14 protein-coding genes and 1 pseudogene are annotated in these 17,642 nt (G+C 60.1%); 12 read left to right on the top strand and 3 right to left on the bottom strand.

The window, feature by feature from the left end; all coding sequences use genetic code 11:
* Positions 1-38: 38 nt before the first annotated feature.
* The 5 genes from VOM14_RS22400 (at position 39) to purU (ending at position 5,240) form a co-directional block, all read left to right on the top strand.
* Positions 39-2,042 (top strand): cation:proton antiporter domain-containing protein, encoded by a 2,004-nt coding sequence (locus tag VOM14_RS22400; RefSeq protein ID WP_327631075.1) that lies wholly within the window; start codon positions 39-41, stop codon positions 2,040-2,042.
* 88 nt (positions 2,043-2,130) lie between these two features.
* On the top strand, positions 2,131-2,697 hold the full coding sequence (locus VOM14_RS22395) for an adenine phosphoribosyltransferase (protein WP_327630942.1): 567 nt from the start codon (positions 2,131-2,133) through the stop codon (positions 2,695-2,697).
* A 64-nt stretch (positions 2,698-2,761) separates the two neighbouring features.
* Positions 2,762-3,376 (top strand): LysE family translocator, encoded by a 615-nt coding sequence (locus tag VOM14_RS22390; protein WP_327630941.1) that lies wholly within the window; start codon positions 2,762-2,764, stop codon positions 3,374-3,376.
* A 69-nt stretch (positions 3,377-3,445) separates the two neighbouring features.
* On the top strand, positions 3,446-4,306 hold the full coding sequence (locus tag VOM14_RS22385; protein ID WP_327630940.1) for an NUDIX hydrolase: 861 nt from the start codon (positions 3,446-3,448) through the stop codon (positions 4,304-4,306).
* 64 nt (positions 4,307-4,370) lie between these two features.
* Positions 4,371-5,240 (top strand): formyltetrahydrofolate deformylase, encoded by an 870-nt coding sequence (gene purU / locus VOM14_RS22380; RefSeq protein WP_327630939.1) that lies wholly within the window; start codon positions 4,371-4,373, stop codon positions 5,238-5,240.
* Positions 5,241-5,258: 18 nt separating this feature from the next.
* Here the strand turns inward: purU and VOM14_RS22375 are convergent, their stop codons facing one another.
* The 3 genes from VOM14_RS22375 to uvrA all read right to left on the bottom strand — a co-directional run bounded on the left by VOM14_RS22375 (position 5,259) and on the right by uvrA (position 10,770).
* Positions 5,259-6,521 (bottom strand): PepSY-associated TM helix domain-containing protein, encoded by a 1,263-nt coding sequence (locus VOM14_RS22375; RefSeq protein ID WP_327630938.1) that lies wholly within the window; start codon positions 6,519-6,521, stop codon positions 5,259-5,261.
* 256 nt (positions 6,522-6,777) lie between these two features.
* The gene (locus tag VOM14_RS22370) at positions 6,778-7,863 is read right to left on the bottom strand and encodes an AI-2E family transporter (protein ID WP_327630937.1); all 1,086 of its coding nucleotides are present in this window, start codon (positions 7,861-7,863) and stop codon (positions 6,778-6,780) included.
* 33 nt (positions 7,864-7,896) lie between these two features.
* A complete protein-coding gene (gene uvrA, locus VOM14_RS22365; RefSeq protein ID WP_327630936.1) occupies positions 7,897-10,770 on the bottom strand; it encodes an excinuclease ABC subunit UvrA in 2,874 nt (957 codons plus the stop codon).
* 344 nt (positions 10,771-11,114) lie between these two features.
* On the opposite strand from uvrA, the gene VOM14_RS22360 reads away from it, so the two are divergent.
* From VOM14_RS22360 to VOM14_RS31465, 7 genes and pseudogenes are all read left to right on the top strand, one after another.
* Entirely contained in the window at positions 11,115-12,302 is a 1,188-nt protein-coding gene (locus tag VOM14_RS22360) for an MFS transporter (RefSeq protein WP_327630935.1), read from the top strand.
* Positions 12,303-12,463: 161 nt separating this feature from the next.
* Positions 12,464-12,997: a single-stranded DNA-binding protein gene (locus tag VOM14_RS22355; RefSeq protein ID WP_327630934.1), complete on the top strand. Its 534-nt coding sequence runs from the start codon at positions 12,464-12,466 to the stop codon at positions 12,995-12,997.
* Positions 12,998-14,414: 1,417 nt separating this feature from the next.
* A complete protein-coding gene (locus VOM14_RS31470; RefSeq protein ID WP_442955575.1) occupies positions 14,415-14,615 on the top strand; it encodes an enoyl-CoA hydratase-related protein in 201 nt (66 codons plus the stop codon).
* A complete protein-coding gene (locus VOM14_RS22350) occupies positions 14,558-15,133 on the top strand; it encodes an enoyl-CoA hydratase/isomerase family protein (RefSeq protein ID WP_327630933.1) in 576 nt (191 codons plus the stop codon). Before VOM14_RS31470 ends, VOM14_RS22350 begins: the two co-directional genes overlap by 58 nt.
* 93 nt (positions 15,134-15,226) lie before the next feature.
* Positions 15,227-16,264 carry a hypothetical protein gene (locus VOM14_RS22345; RefSeq protein ID WP_327630932.1) on the top strand — a complete coding sequence of 346 codons (1,038 nt, stop codon included), beginning with the start codon at positions 15,227-15,229 and terminating at the stop codon, positions 16,262-16,264.
* Between the two features lie 682 nt (positions 16,265-16,946).
* Positions 16,947-17,369 carry an Lcl C-terminal domain-containing protein gene (locus tag VOM14_RS22340; protein ID WP_327630931.1) on the top strand — a complete coding sequence of 141 codons (423 nt, stop codon included), beginning with the start codon at positions 16,947-16,949 and terminating at the stop codon, positions 17,367-17,369.
* An 85-nt stretch (positions 17,370-17,454) separates the two neighbouring features.
* Positions 17,455-17,613, top strand: a pseudogene (locus tag VOM14_RS31465) (hypothetical protein); the annotation flags it as partial.
* Positions 17,614-17,642: the final 29 nt, after the last annotated feature.

Genomic DNA, 17,642 nt, shown 5'->3' with positions numbered 1-17,642 from the left:
CTGACGAACGAGGACGCTTCATCCATGCGTTTTTGCCGATGATTTCCCCGCTCGAAATGACGCTGTTCCTGCTGCTGGCTTCGGTGGCGGGCGTGGTCGTGTTTCGCTTTCTGAATCTGCCGCCGATGCTCGGCTATCTGACGGTCGGCATCGTCGTCGGTCCGAATGCGCTGGGTCTGGTGCCCGATTCGGTGGGCGCGCAAAACCTCGCGGAATTCGGCGTCGTGTTCCTGATGTTTTCCATCGGCCTCGAATTTTCGCTGGCGAAGCTGCGCTCCATGCGCCGCCTCGTGTTCGGTCTCGGACTGCTGCAGGTGCTGGGCACGATCGTGGTCGCGGTCACGTTCGGCTTCGTGTTCGAGCGCTGGGTGCATATCAAGTGGCAGGGAAGCGTGGCGCTCGGCGGCGCGCTCGCCATGTCGTCGACGGCGATCGTGAGCAAGATGCTCGCGGAGCGGCTCGAAATCGAAACTGAGCATGGCCGCAATATCTTCGGTGTGCTGCTGTTTCAGGATCTGGCGGTGGTGCCGCTTCTGATCGTCATCGCCGCGCTCGGCGGCGATTCGAAGGACCTCGTCAACGCGCTCGGCGTCGCGGCGATCAAGATCGTCGTCGCGCTGGCGCTGCTGCTGATCGTGGGACAGCGCTTCATGACGCGCTGGTTCAACGTGGTCGCGCGGCGCCGTTCGCAGGAGCTGTTCATTCTGAACCTGCTGCTTGTCACGCTCGGCGCGGCGTTCATCACGGATAAATTCGGCCTGTCGCTCGCGCTCGGCGCGTTTATCGCCGGCATGCTGATTGCGGAGACGCCATACCGCCATCAGGTTGAAGAAGACATCAAGCCGTTTCGCGACGTGCTGCTCGGGCTTTTCTTCATCACGACAGGCATGCTGCTGAATCCGCGCGTCATCTGGGACCATCCGCTGATCGTGCTCGGCTTCCTGATCGGTCCGATCCTGCTGAAGGCGGTGATGGTCACGGGGCTCTCGCGTCTGTTCGGCGCGTCGCCGGGCGTCGCCATGCGCACCGGCATCGGCCTCGCGCAGGCGGGCGAATTCGGCTTCGTGCTGCTGAATCTGATTCTCGACAAGCATCTCGTCGACGCCACGTTGCTGCAGGCAATTCTCGCGGCCATGCTGCTCTCGATGCTCGCCGCGCCGTTCATGATCCAGAACGCGGACCGCATCGTGCTGCGGCTGTCCTCGACTGAATGGATGATGCAATCCTTGCAGATGACGCGCATCGCCACGCAAAGCCTGAAGCAGAGCGGCCACGTGATCATCTGCGGCTACGGACGTTCCGGCCAGAATCTCGCGCGCATGCTCGAACACGAAGGCTTGTCCTACGTCGCGCTGGACCTGGACCCCGATCGCGTGCAGGCGGCCGCGGCGGCGGGCGAATCGGTCGTGTTCGGCGATGCCGGGCGGCGCGAGTCGCTGCTCGCGGCCGGCATTCACCGCGCCGCGACGATCGCGATCACGTACGCCAACACGCCCTCGGCATTGCGCGTGCTGCACAACATTCACGAACTGGAACCGACGTTGCCGGTGATCGTTCGTACTGTGGACGACGCCGATCTGGAAAAGCTGCTGGCCGCGGGCGCGACCGAGGTGATTCCGGAGATCGTCGAGGGCAGCCTGATGCTCGCGTCGCACACGCTCGTCGTGATGGGCGTGCCGATGCGCCGCGTGGTGCGCCGGGTCGAGGAAATGCGCGACGAGCGCTACGCGCTGTTGCGCGGCTACTTCCACGGCGCCGACGACCTCGACGACGACGACGGCCACGAACAGGTGCGGCTACAATCGGTGCCCGTCGACGAAAGCGCCGACGCTGTCGGCCGCACGCTGGCGGACCTGGGCCTTTTCGAGCTGGGTGTCGAAGTCACGGCGATTCGCCGGCACGGCATTCGCGGCGTCGAGCCGGACCCGTCCACCAAACTGCGCGCGAGCGACATCGTCGTGTTGCGCGGCTTGCCCGAGCAGTTGGCGCAGGCCGAGGAGCGGCTGTCGAAGCACCGTCGCGCGGGCGCCGCCGCGGCGTAGCGCAGGCAGGTAAAAGCGCGGCACGATCCGTGCGGCCATCATTGATTCAGCATTTCATCGGACCTCGCGAGGTCCATCCGGAGACATCATGTCCAACGCGCTGGCGAGCGCGCCGCTCGATGCGGCCGACTACATCAAGAGTCACATTCGCACCGTGCCCGACTGGCCGCAGGCCGGCGTGCAGTTTCGCGACATCACGCCGCTTCTGCGCGAGCCGAAGTCGCTGCGCGTGCTGATCGACCTGTTCGTGCAGCGCTACATCGACGCGAAGCTCGACTACATTGCCGGGCTGGACGCGCGCGGTTTCATCATCGGGCCGATTCTCGCGTATGAGCTGAACGTCGGCTTCATTCCGATCCGTAAGGAGGGCAAATTGCCCTACAAGCGCGCGTCGCAATCCTATGAGCTGGAATACGGCACGGCGACCGTCGAGATTCATGAAGACGCCTGCAAGCCGGGCGAGCGCGTGGTGATCGTCGACGATCTGATCGCGACCGGCGGCACGATGATGGCCGGCAAGATGCTGCTCGAGCGGCTCGGCGCGGTCGTCGTGGAAGGCGCCGCGATTGTCGATCTGCCCGAGCTGGGCGGCTCGAAGCTGCTCTCCAGTGGCGGCTTGCCGCTCTACACGGTGACGAGTTTCGAAGGTCATTGAGCCGAGCGCGCCGCAAATTCATTGCGGCGTTCTTTTCGCCGTCCGTATCAGGAAGGTAAGAACGATGCCCGATTTCGTGCTGTTCCTCGCCACGTCGATTGCGATCACCATGGCGCCCGGTCCCGACAATCTGCAAGTGCTCGCGCGCGGCATCTCGCAAGGGCGCGCCGCTGGTCTCGTTGCCGCGCTCGGCTTTGCGGCCGGCATCACGTTTCACACGACGCTCGCCGCGCTCGGCGTGGCCGCGTTGCTGCGCTCGTCGCCGCTCGCGTTTCAGGCGATCAAGCTGGCCGGCGCCGCGTATCTCGTGTGGATCGGCATCAAGGCGCTGCGCAGCCACGGCCTCGCCGCCGCGCATGAACGCGCGCCTCAGCCGCTCATGATCGTGTTTCGCCAGAGCGTGTTCGGCAATCTGCTGAATCCGAAGGTAACGCTGTTTTTCGTCGTGTTTCTGCCGCAATTCGTGCAGCCGCGCGGCGCGCAAAGCGTCACCGTGCAGATGCTCGAACTCGGCGCGCTTTTCATGTTGCAGACGCTCGCGGTGTTTTCGCTGTTCGGCGTGTGCGCGGGGACAATCGGTGGATGGCTGAAGCGCCGGCCGCGCGTGGGCGTGTGGCTCGACCGCCTTGCGGGCGCGACGTTTATCGCGCTTGGGATTCGGATCGCGTTGCGCGACTGATTGGGCAAACGAGTCGGCGCGTGCATGCCGCGCGCATGGATAACCGCCGCCGACAGTCTGGAGTATTGAATGAGCTTGCCGTGCCTCACCGCCGCGCGCCGCTTCGACGTTCACGCGCATCTGCCGTTCTGGATCGGGACCGAACAGGTCGGCTGGATTCGTTCGAGCGATGTGCCGTCGCTCGCGCGCTGGCCCGACGTGTTCGACATCGACAGGACGCGTGTCACGCTCGCCGCCGCTTTCCATAGCGTGGATTTGCGCAGCGCGGCGCTCGGATCGGTGATCGGCGCGCTCGCCGCCGAGGGGCGCATTCCGGGCTGGCGCAACGAGACCTACGCCATCCGCAATGCGTTCGACGCGCCGCCGCTCGCGTATATCGAACGTGCGGCGTCGCGCTTCTTCGGCACGATGACCTACGCGGTGCATCTGAACGGCGTCGTAGAATATGCGGAGGGCGCGGAGGGCGGGCCCCCGCAATTATGGATCGCGCGCCGCAGCGACACGAAGGCGACAGATCCGGGCATGCTCGACAATGTGGTGGCGGGCGGAATCGGTTGGGGCTTCAGTGTCGCGGCGACGATCGTCAAGGAGTGCTGGGAAGAAGCAGGCATTCCCGAAGAGATCGCCGCGCGCGCCGTGGCGGGCCGCACCGCGCATGTGCTGCAATCGTTGCCAGAAGGCACACAGGCCGAACAGATTTTCATCTACGACCTGGCGCTGCCGGCCGATTTCGCGCCGCGCAATCAGGACGGCGAAGTCGGCGAGCACCGGCTTGCGCGCATCGACGAAGTGGCGCGCTGGATCGAGGAAGGCGCGCTGACCGTCGATGCAAGTCTTGCCACGCTGGATTGTCTGCTGCGCCGCCGCTGGATCGACGAAGAGGCGTGCGCGGGTATCGAAGCCCTGTTCGCGCCGCCGGCATTCGCATGAGCGCTGCCGCCGCACACAGCCATACCGAACAAACCACGCATTGAAGAAGGGAGTCACCCAGGTCATGTCGACCGATCACAGCTTTATCCTCAAACTGTCGTGCGCCGACCGGCCCGGCATTGTCCACGCCGTGTCGGGCTTCCTGTTCGAGCTTGGCAGCAACATTCTCGACTCCGCGCAATTCGGCGACAGCCGCACCGGCGAGTTCTTCATGCGGGTGCATTTCCAGCAGGTGGGCGGCGATCCCGGACTCGACGCGCTGCGCGTGTCGTTCGCGGCGCTCGCCGAGCAATTTGGCATGAACTGGGAATTGCACGACGCGTCGGTCAAGCCGCGCGTCGTGATCATGGTGTCGAAGATCGGTCATTGCCTGAACGACCTGCTGTTTCGCTACCGCACGGGTCAGTTGAACATCGAGATTCCGGCGATCATCTCGAACCATAAGGAGTTTTATCAGCTCGCCGCGAGCTACGACATTCCGTTCCATCACTTCCCGCTGCTCGGCGGCACGCCGGAAGCGAAGGCCGCGCAGGAAGCGCGCGTGCTCGAAGTGATCGACGAGCATCAGGCCGATCTCGTCGTGCTCGCGCGCTACATGCAGATTCTCTCGCCGAAGATGTGCGAAGCGCTCGCCGGTCGCGCGATCAATATTCATCACTCGTTCCTGCCGAGCTTCAAGGGTGCGAAGCCGTATTACCAGGCGTTCGATCGCGGCGTGAAGCTGATCGGCGCCACCGCGCACTACGTGACGACCGATCTCGACGAAGGCCCGATCATCGAGCAGGAAGTCGAGCGTGTGGACCACAGCATGACGCCGGAGCAACTGACGGCGATTGGCCGCGACGTCGAATGCGTGACGCTCGCGCGCGCGGTCAAGTGGCACGTCGAGCATCGCGTCGTGTTGAACGGCAGCAAGACCGTGGTGTTTCGTTAAGCAACCCGAAGGCGCCGGTTATTCCGGCGCAATCTCGGCCTCGGACCGCGCCGGCGTCCTGGCGGCGGTTCGCGTCGCCGGGCTTTGCGGCTTCTTCGTGTTCTGCGCCGGGCGGCGGCGCGCATTCAGCTTCTTCAGCCAGATCAGCAGTCCTGTCGCGCTCAGCACGGCGACTGCGATGCCCACCGCGCTAATCAGAATCCGTCCGCCGAGGCCGAGGATGCGCCCCGAGTGCAGCGGAAACTGCACCTGCATGAAGATGTCGCCGGCCGTGCCCTTGCCCGGAATCTGCGCGCCGAGCAGTTTGCCGGTGGCCGCGTCCCAGTACATCCATGGGTTGCCCAAGCCCAGGTCGCCGTGATCGTTGCCCGTCTCGTAGAAGCCGACGCCGTATGCGTGCAGGACTTCCGCGTAGTAGACGCCGCCCGGCGGCACCTTGAGGCGGCGCGCGTTGCCGGCCTGTTGCGCGAGCTGCACGATGCGCTCGCGGCTCAGCACGCGGTCGCGCGGTTGCGGCGCACGCAGAATCTCCGGGTTGTTGATCGGGTTCGGCGTGAGCGTCGAAAAGAACGCGACGACCGGCCGCACAACCGGCGCCGACAGATTCATCGACACGGACGTCACCGCGACGATCATCAGCAGGCCCCAGATCCATACGCCGCCCGAACGGTGCAGGTCGAACGTGAGTGCATAGCCGCCGCGTCCGAAGCGAAACGCGAACGACTTGCGCCACGCCTTGACGCTCGGAAACGACAGGCATAGCGCGATCACGCTATCGAACAGCCAGATGATTCCGACGCTGCCCATCAGCCAGGTGCCGACGTCGACGCCGCCGGCGAACGGCAAATGCAGCGTGTAATGAAGCTTGTAGATGAACGGGATCAGGTTGATCCGCGCGAGCGAGAAGGCGCCCCATTCGCGGCGTCCCTGAATGTCGCCGGTGGCGGGATCGACGGCAATCTGGTTGAAATTCAGCGGATAGGGCTTGTGTGTGGCGGGATCGGTGCGCGGCAGCACCATCATTTGCAGCGTTTGGCCGGGCTCGGCCGCGAGCGGCAAATAGGTCACCTGCAGGCGCGGATCGGCAGCTTCGACGCGCCGCGCTAACTCCAGCCCGGACAGCGCCGTCCCGGCCGTGCGCGCTTTGAAAAACGACGGGTTGAGCGCGGCATCGAGTTCGTGATCCCACGCGATGATCGCGCCGGTCAGACCCGCGACGAACAGAAACAACGCGATGCCGACGCCGAACCAGCGATGCAGGCGAACAAGCTGGCGTCTCATGGACGAGCCGGAACAACGAAAAAAGAAGGCAAACGACGTGTCACGGCGACAACCATGTGTAAATAGGAATTGTTCGCATCTTAAGCGAAGCGTGTTGGGAGCCGCAAGTTTCCTTTGCGCGGGCGGCGCAGCGGCGCCGGCGCCTGGCTGGAGGGCAACACGAAGGCGCGCATCGACTGCCGGGAATGAAAAAAGCGGCACCGAGGTGCCGCTTTTCTTTGCCTGCGAGCGTTTGTCGCGGGCCTTCTGAATCGGCTCAAACGAGCCGCAGATAGATCAGTTCGCGCTTGATATACGCGTAGAAAATCGGCGCGGCGATCACGCCGGGCAGGCCGAACGCGGCTTCCATGACGAGCATCGCCACGAGCAGTTCCCACGCGCGCGCCTCGATCTGTCCGCCGACAATGCGCGCGTTCAGGAAGTATTCGAGCTTGTGAATCAGGATCAGGAACGCGAGCGACATGATCGCGGCAGGAAAGCTGACCGACAGCGCCACCGCGACGATGATCGTGTTCGAAATCAGATTGCCGATCACCGGCAGCAAGCCGACGATGAACGTGACCAGCACCAGCGTTTTGGAGAGCGGCAATTGGTCGTGGAAAACAGGCAGCACGATCAGCAGGAAGATGCCGGTGAACGTTGCGTTGATCGCGGAAATTTTCACCTGCGCGAACACGATGCGGCGAAACGCGTCGGCGAAACGGCTCACGCGCGTGACGAACGCTGTGGAGAGCGGCAGCCGGTGCATATGCTTTTGCGCGCTGATCGCGATAATCGCGCCGATGATCATGCCGATCAGAATGTGCGTGAATGCGCGCGCCGCCGTTTTGCCGCTTTGCTGAAGCATGTTGGCGTGCGTCTGCATGAGTTCGGTCGCCTTGCTCTTCATCTGCTCGGCGTCGACCGGCAGATAGCTCGCGATGAATTGCGGAATCCGCCCGCGCGCCTCGTCGACGAGTTGCATGGCTTGATCGAGCAGCTTCTGCACGCTCGGCACGTCGTTCTCGAAGTGCTCGATGACGCCGAGCGTGAGCCCCGTCAGCGCGCCGACAATCAGCGTGGACAGGAACACCACCGCGAGCCAGCGCGCCCGCTTGCTCGACATATGGCGCTCGATGCGCGGCGCGATCGTATGGACGAGCTGATACACCAGCAGCCCGGCGAGCAGCGCGCCGAGCAGCCTCAGTTCGATCACCGCCCACATCCCGAACAACATCAGTACATAACTGCCGATCTCGACCGCCGAGAGCTTCGGCAAGCTCATGTCGCTGGTCAGCCTGACCGGGCGTGGGCGTAGGTCCTGCACTTGCCCGTCGTCGCGCGCCTGATTCCGCTTGGCCATGGCTTATCCGTCTCCAACCCGTGTTGTGCAGCGTTACTTTTTACTGGCCGCGCGTTTCAGCAAAGGCGCCAGGTATTTGCCGGTAAAACTTGCTTTGGACTTCGCAATCTGCTCGGGCGTGCCTTGCGCGATGATCTGGCCGCCGCCCGCGCCGCCTTCCGGACCCATGTCGATGACCCAGTCGGCGGTTTTGATTACATCGAGATTATGCTCGATGATCACGACGGTATTACCTTGATCGCGCAATCGGTGAATCACTTCGAGCAACAGCGCGATGTCATGAAAGTGCAACCCGGTAGTGGGTTCGTCGAGAATGTATAGCGTGCGACCCGTGTCGCGCTTGCTCAGTTCCAGAGAGAGCTTGACGCGCTGCGCCTCGCCGCCCGACAGCGTGGTGGCCGACTGGCCGAGGCGGATATAGCCGAGACCCACGTCCAGCAGGGTCTTCAGCTTGCGCGCGACGACTGGCACCGCCCTGAAGAACTCGTATGCGTGTTCGACCGTCATGTCGAGCACTTCGCTGATGTTCTTGCCTTTGTACTGCACGTCTAGCGTTTCGCGGTTGTAGCGCTTGCCGTGGCAGACGTCGCACGGCACGTAGACGTCGGGTAGAAAGTGCATCTCGACCTTTAGCACGCCGTCGCCCTGACAGGATTCGCAGCGCCCGCCCTTGACGTTGAACGAGAAGCGGCCTGGATCGTAGCCGCGCTCCTTGGCCGCCGGCACGCCCGCGAACAGCTCGCGAATCGGCGTGAAGAGGCCGGTGTAGGTGGCCGGGTTCGAGCGCGGCGTGCGGCCGATCGGCGACTGGTCGACGTTGATGACTTTGTCGAAGTGCTCCAGACCTTCGATCGATTCGTACGGCGACGGCTCCGTGGACGACCCGTACAGATGATGCGCGACCGCCTGATACAGCGTGTCGTTGATCAGCGTGGACTTGCCCGAACCCGAGACGCCGGTCACGCACGTGAGCAGGCCGACCGGCAGATCGAGCGTGACATGCCGCAGATTGTTGCCGTGCGCTTCGACGATGCGCAAATGCCGCTCGTCCGGATCTTTGCGCTCGTCCGGGTACTCGATGGTGCGCGCGCCGGACATGTACTGCCCCGTCATGGAGGCCGCGTTCGCCTGCACCTGTTTCGGCGTGCCCTCGGCGATCACCATGCCGCCGTGTTCGCCGGCGCCCGGGCCCATGTCGACCACGTAGTCGGCCATGCGGATCATGTCTTCGTCGTGTTCGACGACGATCACCGAGTTGCCGAGATCGCGCAAATGCTTGAGCGTGGCGATCAGCCGGTCGTTGTCCCGCTGATGCAGACCGATGGACGGCTCGTCGAGGACGTACATCACGCCGGTGAGACCCGAGCCGATCTGCGACGCGAGGCGAATGCGCTGCGCCTCGCCGCCCGAGAGCGTCTCGGCGCTGCGTTCGAGCGACAGATAATCCAGCCCGACGTTGTTCAGGAACATGAGCCGCGCGACGATTTCCTTGATCACCTTGTCGGCGATCTCGCGTTTGGAGCCTTCGAGGCGCAGCGTCTGGAAATAGCCGAGCGCGTCGCGCAACGGCCAGCCGCTGATTTCGAAGATGCCACGCGCGTCGCCGTTCGCGCCGACCCGCACGAAGCGCGCTTCCTGGCGCAGCCGCGTGCCGGCGCAGGCCGGGCACGGCTGATTGTTCTGATACTTGGCCAGTTCCTCGCGCACCGCGGTCGAATCGGTCTCGCGATAGCGCCGCTCCAGATTCGGGATGATGCCCTCAAACACATGCTCGCGCACCGATGCACGGCCGCGCTCGTTGATGTATGAGAACGGAATTTCCTGCTTGCCCGAGCCGAACAACAGGATCTTGCGGACCTTTTCCGGCAGGTCTTCGACGGCGGTGTCGATGTCGAAGTCGTAGAAGGCCGCGAGGCTTTGCAGCATCTGGAAGTAGAACTGGTTGCGCCGGTCCCAGCCCTTCACGGCGCCCGCCGCGAGTGACAGCGACGGATGCGCGACCACCCGCTTCGGATCGAAGAACGTGATCTGGCCGAGGCCGTCGCATTCCGGGCACGCGCCCATCGGGTTGTTGAACGAGAAAAGGCGCGGCTCCAGTTCCTGCAACGAATACGAGCAGATCGGGCAGGCGAACTTGGAGCTGAACAGATGCTCCTTGTCCGTGTCCATTTCGAGCGCGATCGCGCGGCCGTCGGCGAGACGCAGCGCCGTTTCGAACGATTCCGCGAGGCGCTGCTTCATGTCGGGCCGCACTTTCAGGCGGTCCACCACGACGTCGATGGTGTGCTTGTCGTTCTTCTTGAGCTTCGGCAGCGAGTCGACTTCATAGATCTTCGCGACGCCTTCGTTGGCCGTGCCGCCGCCCGAGCGCACGCGAAAACGGATGAAGCCCTGCGCCTGCATTTCCTCGAACAGCTCGACGTGCTCGCCCTTGCGATCCGCCACGACCGGCGCGAGGATCATGAGCTTCGTCTCCTCGGGCAGCGCGAGCGCGGCGTCGACCATTTGCGACACGCTTTGCGCTTCGAGCGGGATCTCGTGATTCGGGCAGTAAGGCGTACCGACGCGTGCGAACAATAGCCGCAGGTAGTCGTGAATTTCCGTGACGGTGCCGACCGTGGAACGCGGATTGTGCGACGTGGCCTTCTGCTCGATCGAGATGGCCGGCGACAGACCTTCGATCAGATCGACGTCGGGCTTTTCCATCAATTGCAGAAACTGGCGCGCGTAGGCGGAGAGGCTTTCGACGTAGCGCCGCTGCCCTTCCGCATAAAGCGTGTCGAATGCGAGCGACGATTTACCCGAGCCCGAAAGGCCGGTAATAACGACGAGCTTGTGACGCGGTAGGTCGAGATTGACGTTCTTCAGATTGTGGGTGCGAGCCCCACGAATACGGATTTGTTCCACGGATTTATTCCATGAACTGCGGAAAGAGGAAGAGGCTAAACCTGCTACTATAACGACTTTTCAAGGCCGCCGTTACGGCTTCCTGACGGCCTGAACCGGGCCTTAGGCAAGCTGTAAGACGGTGGTTCAGCGCAGCGGCAAAAAGGCTAACTGGGGCCGTTTTCCGCGAGTACAAGGCGCCGTGAAACATGCGGTAGCAACGCGAGAGCCCGGGCCCCGAAAGGGCCGGCGCACTGCGAGGCACGAGCGCGAACGCTGCAAGGCCGCCTGGCTTGTGCGTCAAAGTCATGCCGCGCCGCATGTTTGCCCGGTGTGCCGCCCAGCTCATTCAAAGAACGCTTCCGATGTCCAATCCGTCCGCCACATCTTCACGCATGAGCGCGCCTGAACTGCGCGCGACCGTGTCGCTTGCCGCCATCTTCGCGCTGCGCATGCTCGGTCTCTTCATGATCATGCCGGTGTTCTCGATCTACGCTAAGACGATTCCCGGCGGCGAAAACGTGCTGCTGGTCGGCATTGCGCTCGGCGCATACGGCGTCACGCAGTCCATGCTGTACATCTTTTACGGCTGGATTTCCGACAAGGTGGGCCGCAAGCCGGTTATCGCGACGGGCCTGCTGATCTTCGCGCTCGGCAGCTTTGTGGCGGCGGGCGCGCACGACATGACGTGGATCATCGTCGGCCGGGTGATTCAGGGCATGGGCGCGGTGTCGTCGGCGGTGATCGCGTTTATCGCCGACCTGACCGCCGAGGAGCATCGCACGAAGGCCATGGCGATGGTCGGCGGCAGCATCGGCATCTCGTTCGCGGTGGCGATTGTCGGCGCGCCGATCGTCTTCCATTGGGTCGGCATGAGCGGCCTGTTCGCGCTGGTGGGCGTGTTCTCCATTCTGGCCGTGGGCGTCGTGCTGTGGGTCGTGCCCGATGCGCCAAAGCCCGTGCACGTGCGCGCGCCGTTCGCCGAGGTGCTGCACAACGTGGAACTGTTGCGCCTGAACTTCGGCGTGCTCGTGCTGCACGCGACTCAAACCGCGCTGTTCCTCGTCGTGCCGCGCATTCTCGAAGCCGGCGGTCTGCCGGTCGCGTCGCACTGGAAGGTGTATTTGCCGGTCATGGGCCTTTCGTTCGTGATGATGGTTCCCGCGATCATCGCTGCCGAAAAGCGCGGAAAAATGAAGATCGTGCTGCTTTCGGCCATCGCGCTTATCCTTATTGGCCAATTGTTATTGGGCGTCGCGCCGCATACGATTCTGAGTGTGGCGGCGATCCTTTTTGTGTATTTTCTCGGCTTCAATATTCTGGAGGCGTCGCAACCTTCCCTGGTGTCGAAGCTGGCGCCGGGCACCCGCAAGGGCGCCGCGGCGGGCGTCTACAACACCACGCAGTCCATTGGTCTTGCGCTCGGCGGCATGATCGGCGGCTGGCTGCTGAAGGTGGATGGCCAGAGTGCGGTGTTTTTCACTTGCTCGGGGCTCGTCTTTTGCTGGCTTATAATCGCCGCCAAGATGAAACAGCCGCCGCGCAAGGCGTAACAGGAAGCTCGCGGCGCACTCGGGGCATTCAGCGCGCTCCGGCATCACACAGAACTCACCCGGCGGCGGGCAGAGACGCAGTTCCGATCTCGGGCCCGCGGGCGCCGCGACGCGAACCGCGAATTGCGCGCCGCCCGATATCGAATCAACAGGAGAAACTCATGGCATCCGTGAACAAGGTCATTCTCGTCGGCAATCTCGGAGCCGATCCGGAAGTCCGTTATCTTCCGAGCGGCGACGCAGTGGCGAACATCCGCCTTGCAACGACGGATCGGTACAAGGACAAGGCGTCCGGTGAAATGAAAGAGGCCACCGAGTGGCACCGCGTGTCGTTCTTCGGCCGCCTCGCGGAAATCGTGTCCGAATACCTGAAGAAGGGCTCGTCCGTCTATCTGGAAGGGCGTATTCGCACGCGCAAGTGGCAGGCGCAGGACGGCACCGACCGTTACTCGACGGAAATCGTCGCCGAGCAGATGCAAATGCTGGGCGGCCGCGGCGGTTCGATGGGCGGCGGCGACGAAGGCGGCTATAGCCGTGGCGAGCCGTCGGAGCGCAGCGGTGGCGGCGGCCGTGCAATGTCGGGCGGCGGCGGTTCGCGTGGCGGCAGCAGCAGCGGCGGCGGCGGCGGTTCCAGCCGTCCGAGCGCGCCGGCCGGCGGCGGATTCGATGAGATGGACGACGATATTCCGTTCTGAATCTGACTAACGCAGTTTTTGTTGGTAGCAGCTCGCCCTCCCATGGAGCGTGGGCTTTTTCTTTACCCACACATTTTTTGTGCTTTACTGAATAAATAACTGAACCACTACTCGACAAAAAGGTGGGTAGATGCCGCAATACGTCGCGAAGCGAATACGCTTTCGGAACGGAGGGCGCTGCTCGGTTCTGCAGGCCCCTTATGGACTTCCAGTTCATGAAGTGAAAGTCTTTCTGGACACGTTCTGAAAGCGGGGGCCGAGCTGCGAACACGATCCACTTCGTCTGTTGCAGTCTTGCTCTTCTTTACCGGGAGCTGGGCATTGCGAAGGTCAATTTGCTCGACCGGCTGGCATAGGGGCGGTTTCTGAGCGCTGTGGAACTTAACCGCCGCCTAGCGTCAGCGGCCCAGTATCGAGCCCGAGACCTCGATGAGGATCGGCAAGATAAAAGCAAGTCCAACGTCATTCACATTGCAAAAATGGGCCTGCGTCGGCGGAGCAATGTCACCGATCGCAAGCCTGTCGACCCTGGGACCCAGGCGTCGCGCCTCCGATACATCGCCGACTTTCTCGCCTTCATATCCGACTACGTCGGTTCCACCCTTCCAAAAGAATTAAAACGGGAATTCAAGGCGGAAAGTGACCGAGCCCTGACCGCGTTTCGGGAACACATTCCCCCGGTATCTAGACGAGCGAAACTTGACGTCCGCGAAGGTCTGAGCCAAGAGGAACAAGACCGGCTAGTCAGCATGGTGCAGCCGTGGGCGTCGCTATGGCCTACCAAGCAACGGCAAACCTAAATCTCGCAGCTGCCGTCTCTTTGGCATCAGGTGGTTCAACCGCGTTAAAGCTTCAAGGCGGCTATCGCTGGTAAGCATCGGCACACGGTCCCGTCTAGTTAGGCGGGACCGCATTCAAGACATCATTTCACCCGCTGGCCTTTACTTAAAAAGCATGAGCAAACGAACAACGCTTGTCGAAGCGACTCACGGAGTGAGTGACTTCCTGTCCTCCAGAAGCTGTGGCGTTTGTCGACGCTGCACCTGAGGCGGTGCTTGCCGCGCTGACCGGTGCAAGGCGCGATTTCACCCTTATGCCATACCGCCATTGCGGTATGAATATTTTTAGTTTGATTGGCTAGGCGACGCGGGCAACGCGATTACGGAAACATAAGACCGCTGCCGGCGACAATCGACTCTGGCGGTGATGGCGTGGCAGTGAGCGACCTAGTCGATGCGTAGCGCACGCACATTACATAGTTATCTCGATACAACCTATTTGCTTTGATAGGTTTTTCCCAAAAAATAACGGGTCAGAATATCTTTATTCCGCGATTTTTAATGAGATATGTCACTCGTACTAGAAAACGATATTGGATCGGTCCGTGTAATCACGCTAAACCACCAAAACAGTAACAATCGCATTTAGCGAAGAGCTTGAGAACAGTATTAAGCGAGCTCTTGCCACGGCTAACAAAGACACGAGCGTAGAGTCGATTGTGGTGACAGGTGGCGTCAATCGCTCGTTTAGCGCCGGCGGCGACTTCAATGAAGTCCGGCATTGTGTGGTGGCGAAGACGTTGATAAATGGATTGATCGTGTTACGGACCTCTATCTGAGCGTACTACGGGTTGAAAAACCCACGATCGCGGCAATCGACGGCTACGCCATCGGAATGGGATTCCAGTTTTCGATGATGTTCGACTGGCGGGTAGCTGCTTCATCAGCGGAGTTCCGAATGCCAGAGCTGAGGCACGGAATAGGGTGTTCCGTTGGAGTTGCGATTCTTCAGCATGCGATCGGATACGCTGCCATGCAGGAAATCGTATTCGCATGCGAAGGTATTTCCGCAGAAAGGTCTATTCGTTATGGAATTGTCAATCAAGTCACGGAGCCTGATGGTCTGCTCGCAGAGGCGATTTCGCGAGCAAACATCTTCGCAAAATATCCTCAAATTCCATATCGTTCCACAAAGAGCACCATCGTAACCAGCATGGAAGATGTTCTGCTGCAATCAGTGCAGTCCTCGAAAGAGGTACACAGAGCCGCTTTTTCCTCGCGCAGTCCTCATCTGCATTTCGACCGAATTCTCGGTAACAGCAATCAGAAAAAATGCCGTATCGCCAATATGGGCTGATTTATGAAGGCGATTTTATAAATCAAATACGGTGAGCGAGTATTTTTATAGATTCTATATATCGAAATTTTTATTTTCAAGACGAGGTACTAAATGAGTGAGATTCTTTGTCTTTACGAGAATGAGTCAATTTTGCCCAGTGGCTTCGGGGTACAATTTAACAAAGATGCGTTCCTGGACGCCGATCCAGAAATGGTCAAGGATGTCCTTAAGCAGAAGGGCTTTGCTCTTGTTCGAGGGCTTGACCTGGAAAAGCGAGATTTCCTTAACCTATACTCGAAATTCGGAAATGTCGTCGCGTACGTCAACGATCGCGAGAAGGTTGGGTATCCTTTGTCTCCAGGAAAGCTTTCCTATCGTGTACGCATAACTGCTGCTGTTTGGCTTTTCGTTTTAAACGCTATTGTGTCTGGAATGCCGATAAGCGCGATAGCGGCACCACATATCCTTGAATCATCTCACCCGCCTTACTTCGCGGAAGTTGATGGAAGCAGACTTTTATCCCTAACCATCGACCCGCGACAACTGGTGTTGGATATGAATCCGGAAAATTCTATAAGATCAGAGACAAATTCGTTCAAACCCGCGCGATACTATTTTCCCAATGCCACCGTGCGGCGCTCAGTTCTGGCGAACGTAAAGGACATTTATCGTTACGACCGTCGGCGGGATGTTCCGATTGTTTCTTCTTCGGGTGACTGGGTTATTGCTGAATTTTTCCACGCGAACTCACACATTCCAGTTGCACGATTCAGACTCCTCGGGAAACAAGTGCAGCGACAGGAGCAACTGGATTCTTCGGGAAGAGTAACGAAAATTGTTCTTGTCGGATGGGCACGCCGCAACTCGATCGAAGATGGCGCGGAGTCGGGCAGTGTGTCGGAATTTGGCGAGCACGCTGCATGGATTCGCGTGCTTAAAGTATCCATGACAGGGAAAAAGACCTTGATAGCGTTAGCCTGGAGGGCAAGCGCCGGTACCGTTTCTGGCTCATCAGATGACGAGCCAAAGGAGACGGACCTTTGCTTTGGCGCGCCAGACGGCACACGGCGTTGGAAGTCAATTGATGAATTCGCCAAGGCTACCGGCGCGGACCTTCAGGGCATAAGTTTGTCAGGCAGAGTAGAGTGACGAGGCGCAACCGTCATGTCTCGTAAAGTTGTCCTAGGTAAGTTGGAAGCGCCACAGGGGCAAAAAAAACACGATTTCGCGAAAGGGGCGCCAGACCTCTCGCACGTGGCCTGGCAATGATACTGTCCGCTATTTGCACATCCACTGCAAACGCGCAGTCAGGGAGTAATCCAGCGACCACGATGCCTCGACAGTCACCCTCATACGTCATGAAAAAGGGCGACGCATTTGTATACCAAAAAGTGCCGGGCGATGATTCGACAAATCCCGAGTACGTCTTTGTCTGGTACATCGGAAAACATGCGAACGAACCGCTGATCCGATATCAGGACGGACCTGCGATTGCTACGCGCCAATGCTACGAAAACTGTCAGTTTGTCAGATGGGCTGACATATCCAGAGGACGGGTCGGCGCAAGTGGACGGATTCGCGTGACAAATGATCCGTTGTTATATTCAATTATCCGTGACGTCACATCAGGACTGCTTTATTAAAATTCCGCTTCCCGCCGAATCTAGTTAAATATGATTTTTATAGAGAATCGGAAAATCTGCTTTATTTTTTTAAATTTAATTTAACAGAATATTATCTTGTGAAATCTATTTCTAGAACTTCGGTAGGCGTCGCCTTCTGCATTCAGTTGATAGTGACTTCAACTTATAGCTACTCGGCATGCCTTGCGATGACACGTCCTACCATAGGTCTGAAGGAGGATGTCGCGATTGATAAAAAATCCGGATTGATCTGGCAAAGGTGTGTCGTTGGAACAAGCTGGAACAAAAAAACGAAGCGATGTGACGGGGAGGTACTCGGCCTGACGCAGAAGGAAGCATCTGTGGCAGTGAAACGAGCGGGACTGGGATGGCGAGTACCAAATGTAAAGGAATTGGCGTCACTCCGCGTCAATACATGCAAGGGGCCGAAGATCGATACGCGGGCCTTCCCGAATGTAGCCTCGTCCGACTTTGGCGAAGGCGCGAATGTCTGGACATCGACGACGGCCATCTCACCGGAGACATTTTATTATCTGAATTTTACTGACGGATCGCTCGACCTTCATAGTGAGGGATTCAATCAGGCAGTGCTTCTGGTAAAAACAAAATAAATCCCGCGTAATTTCGGTGAGGCGTGTATTTATTCGACGTTGCCCAATGTTACTCGATTGGAAAGGCTTATAAAATCAATTGACAATGAACGCAGATTTTACGGCAACCAAGCATTCAAAGATTGTAATCAAACTTGGCAGCAGTACGTTGACATGCGCAGACAATCCAAATCACGCGTTAATCGCGCGGTTATGCGATGACCTGCATGCACTTCGCTCAGTTGGCTTTCATCCAATTCTGGTGACCTCAGGAGCCGTACAGCTTGGTCGACG

This window comes from Paraburkholderia sp. MPAMCS5 (assembly GCF_036016995.1).
Lineage (GTDB): Bacteria > Pseudomonadota > Gammaproteobacteria > Burkholderiales > Burkholderiaceae > Paraburkholderia.
The sequence above is the reverse complement of the archived record's forward strand: the minus strand, read 5'-3'. Positions and strand labels throughout refer to the sequence as shown.